The organism is Brevibacillus sp. FSL L8-0520 (genome assembly GCF_037963895.1).
Taxonomy (GTDB): Bacteria; Bacillota; Bacilli; order Brevibacillales; family Brevibacillaceae; genus Brevibacillus; species Brevibacillus borstelensis.
Genome location: NZ_CP150171.1, coordinates 5,320,890 through 5,333,012, shown reverse-complemented (window position 1 = coordinate 5,333,012; position 12,123 = coordinate 5,320,890). Strand labels below are relative to the sequence as shown.

The 12,123-nt window shown below is 41.0% G+C and carries 8 protein-coding genes and 1 pseudogene; 7 read left to right on the top strand and 2 right to left on the bottom strand.

Annotation, left to right across the window (positions count from 1 at the left end; genetic code table 11):
- Positions 1–8 precede the first annotated feature (8 nt).
- From NSQ24_RS25770 to istB, 5 genes and pseudogenes are all read left to right on the top strand, one after another.
- On the top strand, positions 9–926 hold the full coding sequence (locus tag NSQ24_RS25770; RefSeq protein WP_339166914.1) for a DUF3883 domain-containing protein: 918 nt from the start codon (positions 9–11) through the stop codon (positions 924–926).
- Between the two features lie 163 nt (positions 927–1,089).
- Positions 1,090–3,132 (top strand): AAA family ATPase, encoded by a 2,043-nt coding sequence (locus tag NSQ24_RS25765; protein WP_171506851.1) that lies wholly within the window; start codon positions 1,090–1,092, stop codon positions 3,130–3,132.
- A 201-nt stretch (positions 3,133–3,333) separates the two neighbouring features.
- A pseudogene (locus NSQ24_RS25760) lies at positions 3,334–4,124 on the top strand (IS256 family transposase); the annotation flags it as partial.
- A 207-nt stretch (positions 4,125–4,331) separates the two neighbouring features.
- Positions 4,332–5,840, top strand: coding sequence for an IS21 family transposase (gene istA / locus NSQ24_RS25755; protein WP_024985313.1), 1,509 nt, complete (start codon positions 4,332–4,334; stop codon positions 5,838–5,840).
- Entirely contained in the window at positions 5,840–6,562 is a 723-nt protein-coding gene (istB, locus tag NSQ24_RS25750) for an IS21-like element helper ATPase IstB (RefSeq protein ID WP_122915621.1), read from the top strand. The genes istA and istB overlap by 1 nt, the downstream gene beginning before the upstream one ends.
- A 357-nt stretch (positions 6,563–6,919) precedes the next feature.
- Here istB and NSQ24_RS25745 read toward each other — a convergent pair whose 3' ends face one another.
- Entirely contained in the window at positions 6,920–8,380 is a 1,461-nt protein-coding gene (locus NSQ24_RS25745; RefSeq protein ID WP_327927883.1) for an IS1182 family transposase, read from the bottom strand.
- A 537-nt stretch (positions 8,381–8,917) separates the two neighbouring features.
- Complete coding sequence (locus NSQ24_RS25740; protein WP_171506850.1) at positions 8,918–9,124, bottom strand: YjzC family protein; 207 nt, start codon at positions 9,122–9,124, stop codon at positions 8,918–8,920.
- Between the two features lie 237 nt (positions 9,125–9,361).
- On the opposite strand from NSQ24_RS25740, the gene NSQ24_RS25735 reads away from it, so the two are divergent.
- Positions 9,362–10,927, top strand: a complete 1,566-nt coding sequence (locus NSQ24_RS25735) for a TIGR02677 family protein (protein ID WP_024985535.1) — start codon at positions 9,362–9,364, stop codon at positions 10,925–10,927.
- Complete coding sequence (locus NSQ24_RS25730) at positions 10,924–12,123, top strand: TIGR02678 family protein (protein WP_024985534.1); 1,200 nt, start codon at positions 10,924–10,926, stop codon at positions 12,121–12,123. Before NSQ24_RS25735 ends, NSQ24_RS25730 begins: the two co-directional genes overlap by 4 nt.

Genomic DNA, 12,123 nt, shown 5'->3' with positions numbered 1-12,123 from the left:
TAATATTTGTGATCACTCAGGTGGTATCTCATGAACCCAGATCATTAACAGATATTGAAAAATTTTGTTTGAGTAACACTTCTTTTTATAATATACCTATAAAGGGAATAGTGGCTTTGTTGGAGTTCATTTCAGCAGTTTCACATAACGACAATGGACTGTTTTTAACTAAGTTCGGTCAGGAGCTAATAGACTCAATAATAGATAATACTATCTCGAAAAGAATATCAATAGCATTACTTACAAAAATTATATCAGAGGAGGTTTATTCGGATTTTTTAGATTTAGAATCAATTAATTTTGATCATATTCATGAAGCTTATATTATAAAAAATAATTATATACCTTTTAAATATTCTGGAATTAGAAATCTGTTAATTAATTTGGGTTTCTTTAAATATAGCCTTCAGGTTAAAAATATATTGATAATCGATGAAAGTTATAATGATTTTTTAATTTCAATTCTTAAACCTGTTAGAGAGAAGATTAGTTTAGAAAAGTTAAAAGAAATGTTTGTGCTTAAAGAAAAATATGGGAAGGAGGCAGAAGAATTTGTATTAGACTATGAAAAAAAACGTCTTTATGGGCACTTACAGATAGATAAAATATCACGGATTTCAGAAATAGATGTTAATGCAGGCTATGATATTATATCATTTGATTCAGTAAATTCAGAGACTCTTGATAGATTCATTGAGGTCAAATCATATTCAAAGAATATGAGCTTTTATTGGACAAAAAACGAAATTGATGTATCGAAAAATAAAGGATCAAGTTATTATCTATATTTAGTAGATAGGGAAAAAATGAATCAACCTGATTTCCAACCTTACATCATTGCTAATCCCTACGATTTAGTGTTTAAAAATAATACTTGGAAACGAGAGGCACAGAACTGGATTTTTTATCCACCATCTCAATACTGATTTTTTATGAGGAGAGGCAAAATCGCCCCTCCATTTTTAGTTTACCATATCAAGTGATACGGTGAACCGTATCATAAGTGAGGGCGAAAAATATCCCAGAAATACAAGTGATTTAGAATTATGTTAATATAGAGTGAATTATAACTAAGGGAATGGTCAAAGAATGATATTGGGCGTATTTATTAATGGATTCAAATCTTATGCTCAAACAGCATATATTCACCTGTGCATAAATGAAAATTATAAATTTACAACTATTGTTGGGAAAAATGGAACAGGTAAGAGCGCAATATTGGAGGCTTTAAACTACTATTTTAAACAGGGAATATGGAATATTAATAGAGAAAGTAAAAACAGAGAGGATTTATTTATATCCCCTGTATTCCTCATGGAAAAAAAATCCTTAGAGCAGTGGTTAGAGAATTCCGATTTTAAATCAAAAGCTGAGGAAATTAAGGCTGCTTTAGAACGTGTGAGTAATTATCTTTGGAAAGAAGCAAATGATTCGTTTAAAGGCGCTACACGGAGGGCAAATATAGTTGAGTTTTTTAGTCAAATTGAAAAACTTAAAGCAAGCTATTCTGAATCCCACTATTTGTTAGTAGTAGGTCGGGACGTTGATTCTAAAAGCACAAGCAAGCCGTTCTCAAATATAGCTAAGGATTTAGGTTCAGTTTCGTTAGACCAGGTTAACAATCTCATAGAGGGGTACTATAACTATATTTATATTCCCGTAGAACAGCAGGCAAATTCAACCCTTCGAATTGAGAATATACAAATGCAAAAAATAATGAATCAAAATGTTATTCTAAAAATCGAACAGCTTCTAAGGGAAAAGATGAATGTAGACGATAAAAATCAATCATTAATTGATCATATAAATAGTCAATTGTCGGTGTTTATTAATGATATTAATAGTGTCATAAAGTCGGTAAACCCTGAGTATGAATTTAAAGCAGTAAGAAATAGAAAACAAAATATAACTCCTTCTGATATTGTTGATAATATATTAGAAGGATACTTCTCTAAGAGAACACTAAAAAGTTCTCAAAAAGAAATTGAAGAATTGAGTTCGGGAGAACAGCGGAGAGCACTTATTGATGTAATATATGCATTTTTAAGTAATAGAGGAAAAGAAGAAGAGTCAAAGGGTAGGAATGTAATATTAGCTATTGATGAACCTGAGGTTTCACAAGACCTTACTCACTGCTTTGAACAATTTGAAAGGCTAGAAAAGCTTTCGAATGTACTTGGAAATCAAGTTTTGGTAACAACTCACTGGTACGGTGTGTTACCAGTAATAGAGAATGGAACTTTATTGCATTTAGCTGATACTGAAGAGTCAAATTATGAGGGGAAGTTTTCAATTTTCGACTTTTATAATTATCTTGATAATCAAGAGTATTTCCCCGATGAGATAAAATTAAAAAGTGTCTATGATTTGGCGATAAGTCTCTCAGCATATATTAGAAAAGAATCTTCAAAACATTTAATTTTGTGTGAAGGAGGAACAGATAAGAGATATTTAGAAACATTTCTAAACGTGGAGAAAGTTAGGGTTTTACCGGTCGGGGGAGTTAACAATGTAAGGAACCTTTACAATTTATTAGTTATGCCCCTTAAAATTGACAAGAGAGCGAATAGTGTTAAGAGAGTTCTTTGTTTGACTGATACTGATCCGAATCTTACGGACAGCACAGACTTTGGCAAAGATCCTTCTGGAAAAATACAGTTGAAACGTATACAAATAAATCATGAGAGTAATAAAGTAGATTTGGTTAGCTTTGACAGTTATAATCCAAGTATGGTTTATACGGTTACAAGAATTGAAGATGTCCTAATCCCGAAGATATACAAGAAAGTAATTGAACTCATTATAGATAAGTACAGGGGAGAGTATCAGGACATATTATTTGATGAATACGAATTTATAGAAACATCTTTTTTTACCAATCTTCGAGGAGAAACAAAGTTTTTATTTTGTAAGTCACATAAAGCTAGTGAAGGGAAGAATAATTTAGTTTCATTTATTGAATCTAAGAAATCAGAGATATCTTATCTATATGTAGAGGAGTTTAATACTTCATTATCCAAAGAAGTAATTCAGCCGCCTCCTGTTTTTGAAAGTCTTAATGACTTTTTTAAAGAAGATGTACTCAAGAAACTAACTCCAACGACCGAGATGTCTGTGGGGGTTGTTAATTAGCGACAAACCCCTCCAAAAAACCGCGTGTTGTTCCTGCAGGAAAAAATTAAAGGAGAATAGTTATAATAGTGTTCTTTTTTTGGAGTCTGTAAAATATTTTGTGTAAACTCTCAACCTCTAAACTACATTTAGGAAATAGAAAGGTTGGGAGATTTTTATTATGTCAAAGAGCAGATCAAGCAGTGGATCAAAGAGAAAAACATGAAGTCAGTGGACGATGTACAGTCAGCGTTAAAGGATCTATTCGGAGACACAATCTAAGAAATGCTGGAAGCTGAAATAGAGTCCTCTCTTAGATACGCCAAGCATGACATGAAAAACAAGCCGACAACCAACAGCCGCAAAGGGTATGGCAAGAAAACCGTCCGTTCTGAGAACGGGGATGTTGACATTTTTGAACCGAACATTGTAAAGAAACATCAATCCAATGTTACAGGGATCGAAGATCAAATTCTTGCCTTCTATACCAAAGGCGTATCCACTCGCGCTATCCAAGACCATCTGCAGCAGCTCTATGGCATCGAAGTCTCACCAACGCTCATGTTGAATGTAACTAATAAGATTGTACCGTTGATCAAAGAGTGGCAAAATCGCCCCTTGCAAGCGGTTTATGCTGTTGTTTTCCTCGACGCCATTCACTTTAAGGTAAAGCAGGACGGAGCTATCGTCAACAAAGCAGCCCTTATGGTAATGGGTATTGACCTTGACGGTCATAAAGGTGTACTTGGGATCTGGATTGGGGAGAATGAATGGGCAAAATTCTGGATGAATGTTCCCAATGAACTGAAAAATCGTGGGGTCCAGGATATTCTCATTACAAGGGTCGATAACCTTCGCAGCTTTACAGAAGCCATTTTAGAATGTTATCCGACAACGGAGATTCAGAAATATGTAATCCCATCCATCAAATCCGAAGCTCCATCAAGTATGTTTCCAATAAGGATCTCAAAAAGGTCACGTCCGAGCTAAAACTCATCTATAAAGCTCCAACGTAGCAAGCCGCGTTGGAAGAACTCGAGCAGTTTGAACAAATCTGGGGCAGTAAATGTGTTTATGGCAGACTAAAAATGTAGGTTATGGCAGTTAATTTATGCAGACCCGTAGGGGCTGCATAAATTAAAAAACCACTTGCCAACATCCCCTTATCAAAATACACTCCTGTTGGGCATTACAGACGACGGGAGGTATAAAGTTAGGAGATGTTAGCAGTGGCAGAAATTAATTATATCAGGCATGAGGCAAACAAAAAAGGGCGAGCTTATAGCAAGATTGCCAAACAAATGAATCGTGATTCAAGGACGGTTCAGAAGTATGCAGAAATGGATGATTTCAATCTACAAGAAAAGCCCAAGCAAATTCGAAAAGCTAGAGTCATGGAGCCCGTTAAACCTATTCTTGATCAATGGATCAAAGAGGACTTGAACAAGAAAAAGAAGTTCCGAAGAACAGCACAACGCTTGTTCACGCAATTAGTGGAGGAATACCAATTTACAGGATCATCTCGCTCTGTCAGACAATATGTTTCCCAACGTAAGCACCAGTTAGCGGAGACAAGTGATGCTGCGGCATTGCCATTGGAAACGAGACCTGGATCAGCTCAAGTTGATTTTGGAGAAGCACCATTCAAATATCAGGGAGAAAGTGTTACCTTGCCATTCCTCGTTCTCTCGTTTCCTTATAGCAACACGTTCTACTTTCAAGTTTTCCAGTCTCAGAATCGAGAATGCTTTCTGGAGGGATTAAAGCGTATCTTTCACTATATAGGTGGAGTTCCAAAGGTCATTCGATTTGATAATTTATCACCAGCGGTGAAAAAGATCATGCCAAATGGTCAGCGTGAACTGACGGAGGAATTTCAAAACTTCGTTTTTCATTATGACTTTGAATACGAGTTTTGCAATCCCGGTAGTGGCAATGAAAAAGGGCACGTAGAGGCGATGGTCAAGTACGTTCGCAACAACTTCCTGCTTCCTGAGTTGCAGATACACAATCTTGATCAGCTAAACGAAACCCTTTGGAAAAAAGCCGAGAAAGATCGGGAGAGACCTCATTATGTGAAAGAAACCATGCTTTCCGAACTATATTTGGCAGACAAGGAACACCTTCTTCAATTACCTGCCAAAGAGTTTGATTGTATCCGATATGAACGAGTAAAAGCGGATAAATACGGATATATCCGAGTCGAAAATAAACTCTACTCAACGTCTCCCCGTTTTGCCAAATGTATGGTTTTGGCAAAGATCTCATTTGACCGAGTCGATATTTTAACTGAAGAATATGAGCTGATCGTACAGCATCCCAGGCTGTATGGCAAAGAGCCAAAATCAGTGATTTGGCAGCCATATTTGATATTGATGGCAAAACGGCCAACTGCTATTAAATACACAAGTTTTTATGAACAATTGCCAATCGAATGGCAAGTCTATCTCTCGAATTGCACGGTCCCAGAGAAGCAAGAAGCTCTCCAGCTACTATCCGTCATTTTAAAAAACGATGATATGAAAATACCCACGCAAGCTTTGCAGCTTGCCTCTGAGAATGGTCACCCAGCCGTTGATTCTATTAAGCAGATCTATTATCAACTCATGAATGGCCGTGGACAAAGGGATACCATCCAACCGAAAGGTTTTGTTCCTGCCGTTCCAACAGCCACTAGAGGATTAGCCCATTACAATGAATTTTTTAAGGGAACGGGAGGTCATCACTAGTGGATGCATTGATAAAAGAATATTCAAAGCGTCTCAAGTTGAGTTGGGTTCGGCAACATTTCCATGAGGTTGAAGCTACTACAAATGAAGAGTACTTACTCAAAATACTAGAAAACGAGATACAACAACGAGAAGTACGGAAAATCAATCTGCTCTTTAAACAATCTTCCTTGCCAAGAATAACAGGAAAGCCATTTGAATGGGGTCATATTCAGATGGGACAAGGTCTCACGCAGGATCATATCCTTCATGGTGGATTTATAGAGGAGAAAGAAAATCTGATCTTTTATGGCGGTGTGGGAACGGGGAAAACGTACTTATCCACTCTGATTGGCTTAAATGCCATTCAGCAGCAAGGGAAAAAGATAAAGTTCTTTACTGTCGCTGGATTAGTCAATCGGCTGCTAGACGCTCACGAGACTGGCTCGTTGAGCCGATTCTTTAACCATATTGAGAAGCTAGATCTGTTAATACTCGACGAACTGGGGTATATTCCTCTGCATAAACAAGGTGCAGAACTGCTATTTCAGATTATCTCCATGTGCTACGAAAGAAAAAGTATTATTATCACGACCAATCTACAGTTTGGCCAATGGAATCATATATTTGGTGATCCAATTTTAACAGAGGCAGTTATTGATCGCTTGATTCATCACTCTCATTTGATCGTCTTCAATGGCGAAAGCCATCGATACAAAGAATCGCTATTACACGGTAAATAATTTAGGGGTTGGCAAGTGGTACATTTTTAATTGCCATTTGCTACATTTCTTACTTGCCAAAAACATAAATATCCCTTGATGGTTCGTTTCTGGTGGGGATAACTGGGACGAGATTGCCACCTTCTTTAGATATCCTCCAGTTAACAAATAAAAGGCTTCATCCCCGAAGGGGTGATCTTTCTCCCCACCAAAACGTCAAGGGTTCACTTCGCCTTACGCCCTTGACTCTATTGGTTTCGAAAAAGACGCCCCAATTAGAGAGGCCTGCAAAATACCTCTTTTGAGGTTTGCGGATCGGGTAACCCACACTATTTTTTACAAAAAAGGACTTTAACGAAAAATGCAGCCCATTCTCCTTTAAGAGGCGGGCTGCATTTTTTCTGCCAATTTTATCATCCGTTTTACATTTACGACGAAAGTCGTAAGTATTGCCTGTATTCGCATACGAAAGAGACCACGGTACTTGGCCTTGGTCATCCCATGATACCTTTTTAATTCAGCATTTTTGTGCTCAATAATCGATCTGCGACGAATACGTTCTTTGAACGTATCGCTGTTTTCAAACTCGATTTGCGCCTTGTAGGTTTCCGCCACGATCCGGATGGAGTAGGTCTTGCTCTTCGCTCCTGGTTTGAAACAGCCTTCCCTAAGTGGGCATGTCTTACATTTCTCCGTATCGAAGTAGAAAACGAGAGAACGACTTTTGCCACTCTTGCTTCCTTGGACAGCCTTTCGGATACTATGTTGTCCTGCCGGACAAATAACAAAGTCTGCATCCTTGTTGTACTCAAAACCTTCTTGCCTTAGCCCTCCGTTATGTACGATTGGGTTTAGTGGGACGACGGGTTGAATCTTCTTGGCTTTCATCTCGTCCAAGTTATCTTTACCCGAATATGCGGTGTCAGCAATCACTTCTTGTACTTCTATTCCTACGTCAAGCGATTGGTTCAAAAGTTGTTTGAATTGTTTTCCGTCATCCGTACTTCCTCCGGTGACCTCCACAGCCGTAATGATTTCTTCTTCGGTCATGGCAATATGCTCTTTGTAGCCAAAAAAGGATTTCGTATTACTCTTCCATCCAAAGCGTGCATCTGGATCAATGGCCGACATAATACCTTTATTGGCGAGGAGACGTTCGTCTTCCACGATGGCCTTGGCGATCTTGACCTTCTCCGAGATGGAACCCTCATGATCGGGTAACAAAGTCTCGACAGTCTCTCCAAGTTCCGCCAAGTAGTGAAGCATGATCTTCTCAGCATCCTCTTGATCTTTCTTCAACTCCGGTAACCGTGGGAGTTTCTTTTCGAGTTTTGGATGCTTTTTCACCACAACACGGAATAAGCGCTTCGCCGCATCCCGCAGTACTTCAAGCGGCTTTTGTTTTTGTGAAGCTGCCAGTGTATGGGTGGAATCCATGATGATCGTCTTTGACTTCACAAGTCCTTTTTCGATGCACTGACGTACAACTGATTTAAGCACCTCATCCACGGCTCCGGCCCCTAACCGATGATTACGAAAGCGGGATAATTGAGAGGGGTCAGGAAGGGGATCTTCTGGATTTAAACCTAAAAACCACTTATAAGCGAGGTTTACCTGCGTTTCCTGAATGATGCGTTCATCCGAAAGATTGTAGAGAACTTGTAAAAACAATAGACGAAACAGGAGTTCGGGTTCGTTAGCAGGTCTTCCGTAATGCTCACAATAAGAGGAACGAACCAACTCATGAATGAATGTGAAATCTACGATTTCATTGATTTTACGTAAAGGGTGATCCGCGGGAATTAGTTTATATAATTCGGCATGGAAGGATGCCGTGATTTGTTTAGAGGGCTGTAGCAATGGTTCCAACTCTTTCGTTTTCTTTTCATTGTACAACAAACCCAGTGTCGAAGGGGCATTGGGTTTCAGCCTGTTGAAAACCTACTGTTTCGGAGGAGAAGCATGTTTCCAGGCGGAGCGACTGGCGGAGTCCAGCCAAGCGGAACAGCGAGCCCGGGGAAACAGAAGCGCAATCTATGAGTAAACCCCGGAGCTGCGCGCCGTTTTGCGCTTCCCCCGGGATCGCTGTGGAGCGGACAGTTTCACATCCTTGCAGGACGTAGACCGGAGCGCAGATCGGAAACATGCTTCTCCCCACTACAGCTACATTCTCGATACTTAAAACCCCAGTACCTAAGGGCACTAGGGTTACGGTTTACAGATATTAGGTGGACTTTTGCAGGACTCTCAATTAGGGGGATGAAATCTTTTCATATCTCGGTTGACTGAGTTTACACAAAAATCTTGACAGACCCCCAAAAATACACGACTTTAACACAACAAGGACAACCTGAAGGCTGTTCCTGTTTCCATTTGTTACCACTTAGCATACAACGTCATCTTCCAATAAGCACCTATATCTGCAGAATTGATAGGTGGAAAAACTTCATCATTCTCCAGTTTAATCTTTATTTCCTCATCTATAGGTCTCGGTGAATAAGTCCCATCGGTGTAACCATCCCATGCATAATACCCATTTGCCGAGGATTTTTGTCCGGTTTTGTAACGATCCCCAATTGCCATGGTAGAAATACTCCTTAGATAATATAGAACATACGTTCCTGTGATATTGTAAAATTCCTATTCAATTATTTCAAGCATTTCCTCGCAAAACTATCAAACAATTTTTAGCAAAGATGGTAAGATAAGAATGAGCTATGTAACCAAAAGAGATATACATAACCAACGGCGAGATAATAAAAGAAAGCTTGCCAACCAAATAGGTTACTTCATATAGACATTCATGGGGGAGGTACTCTTTTGTCGAATAATCATTCCCTTGCCAACTATAAAGCCATAACCGAAGCCAAATACCTGTCAGTAGAAAACGCATACCGCTACCGACCAATCTTGCGCTATTTCTACGAGCAACAACAGCGACTTCGCTACTGGCTAAGACCGGAAGAAATTTTGCAAGCGGTAAAAGAACGGATGGAGCCAAGCGAGGCATCCGTATACACCGAAGACTTGCTTCAGTTGGATTTACAACAGTTGCACGATTGGGGAAACTTGCAGCGAAAACAATCGGGCAAGGTGAACAAAATAGAAGATTTCAAGAAAAAAAGGTATCGCTATCAAGCGAGCCCGTACACAATTAAGTTCGAGCGTTTGATCGAAGAGTTGGAAGAAATGGGAGATACATACGGTGGCTCTCTGGAGTCTACCCAGTTTGATAAACTGGTAGAAACCTTGAGATTCTTGACACGACTGGCTCGTACCTCCTTTCACAAACCGGGAGAGCGTCCGCGTTTTGAGATAGAAGATTGGACAGATGAGAAAATGTACCATTGGTGGACGGAATTGTACGAATTGTTTCGTAAGGTGACCAATAACGCCCGGGACTATATGGCGAACCTAGATAGCGTTCAAGTTGAAGATGTAATGATGACGGAACAGTTTCTTCTTTACAAAGATAAAGTGACCGACTACCTGAGACGCTTCATGATGGGATTGCAGCGAAGCTCTTACCAGATAGAAGGCTTGCTCGAACAAGTGAATCGGGCCTTATTGAATGACATTTTCCATAGGATAGCAGATTACGAAGTCTCTATCCCTCGTTTTGAAACGACACCCCTGGTAAAAGAGGATCTTGTGAAGCGCTATTACGATCAGTGGGAAGGAATCTGGCAATGGTTTCTGGGAGACGGAAGCGGTCGGGGCAGTGATCTGGAAGACTTGCAGCGGGAGACTACTGAAGCGATACGCCGCATCACCCGTTATGCTCAGCGCATGGGGGAACGGCAATCCAGCATGCGGAGCCGCAGGGCAGACTACCTGTATCTCGCAAAATGGTTTGCCTCTTTAGAAGATGTGAAAGAGGCCCATTGTTTATCGGCAGCAGTATTCGGTATTTCCCGGATGAGGCATATGTGGGTAGATACACCGAAGGTTACGGAAGACATCTACTCCACCATCTGGGACATGAAGCCAGCCGAATATGTGGTGAAGCCGCGCGTGCAGGAATACCGCGAGAGAACGAGACCAAGCAAAATCGACTCGAAAGAAGAGGAGAAAAAAGCGATGTTGGCTGAATATTTGAAACAGAAGGCGGAGCGGCAAGCCAGATTGAATCAGATATTTGCAGGGTATCGGGTGAGTGTGCGGGAGCTTCCGGTCATCGAACCATTTGTACGGCAAACCTTGCTTGGATGGATCGGTAAAAGTATGGCGTCACCAGGAAGAGAAGGAAAGACAGACGACGGCAGACGGTTCAAAGTGGTCGAGTCTGGTACAGGAGAACGGGTGCGTTTGCGGTGCACAGACGGCATTCTGGAAATGCCCGATTATGTGCTTTACTTTCTTGATGAAAGCAAGGTGAAGAGATGAGCCAGGTTGAGCGAACCGACGCGAAGTATACACCTCGTTTTGATGAGTTGGCTCAGCAAGCGGCGTGGGAATTGCTGGAGAGATTCTGGATTCCACGCAGCGACATGGTTTGGTATCAGGCGGTTCGAGATCGCGAGCATGTGCTAAGACCCTTTTTTAATGAAAAGCTGGGGTTTCGTCTGCTGATACATTACGAATTTGTCAAATTGGAAAAGTTTGTGAGCAGGCAAATAGAACCGTGCATGGGATTGCCTGGGTTTGTGGAAGTCCGGGATTATACGTTTTTTTCTTTGTTGATGGCGTATTTGGAGGCAAAAAGCATCGACGATCAATTCTTGCTTTCCGATATATGCGAGGAAATAAAAGTCACCTACTCGGGCCCCGGTACGGTGGATTGGACCAATTACAACCATCGCAAGTCGCTAGTCCGCGTCCTGCAGCTTGCCCGTGAATGGAAGCTACTGGTTGTTGTGGATGGCGACGATCAAGGGTTTGCGGCTTCAGAACAATCGGATGTCTTGTATGAGTCTACCCCTTTGGTGAAATATTTTCTACGAGCATATCCGCGTGACTTGATGCAATTCCAGACGACAGAGGATCTTTTGAAAATCGTTGACACCGAAAACGAAACATTGGCGCGGAGGCATCGTGTTTACCGCCAATTGTTGCTAACTCCCGGAATACGGGAGGAAGAGATGGCGGATGGGGATTGGACGTATCTTCGCAACCAGCGAAATGTAATAATGCGAGACTTTGAAGAGACAGTGGGACTTGATTTGGAGATCTATGGACAAGATGCAATGCTGGTGCATCATGGGAGAAGCCTGGGAAGCACACTTTATCCTGATACCAGAGCGATCAGCGATGTGGTTTTCTTTTTTGCCGGGACTGTTCGCGCAGCGGTTGAAGCAGGCTCTTTTCCCCTGCAGAACGACGGCCGTCTGCTCTTGACACAAGTGGATTATGAGATGCTTTTGGATCAATGCCAGGCTGAATATGGCCATGGCTGGGGAAAAGCGTTGCGTGAGATGTCGACCAGGCAGTTGGCGCATCAGTTACTGGAAGAGATGGAGGCATGGAGATTGGCTTATCGGGATGAAATGGAACAATTGATCGCGATCATGCCACGATTGGGGAGAATTATGTCCCAATATCCGAAAGATTACCTGAAGAAGCGAAAGGAAGGGGAGGAGTAG

What these genes read in the sequence shown, in the direction of transcription:
- NSQ24_RS25730 (WP_024985534.1), top strand. Translation starts at nt 10,924, where the DNA reads ATGAGCCAGGTTGAGCGAACCGACGCGAAGTATACACCTCGTTTTGAT.
- NSQ24_RS25740 (WP_171506850.1), bottom strand. Translation starts at nt 9,124, where the DNA reads ATGGCAATTGGGGATCGTTACAAAACCGGACAAAAATCCTCGGCAAAT.
- istA (WP_024985313.1), top strand. Translation starts at nt 4,332, where the DNA reads ATGTTAGCAGTGGCAGAAATTAATTATATCAGGCATGAGGCAAACAAA.
- NSQ24_RS25765 (WP_171506851.1), top strand. Translation starts at nt 1,090, where the DNA reads ATGATATTGGGCGTATTTATTAATGGATTCAAATCTTATGCTCAAACA.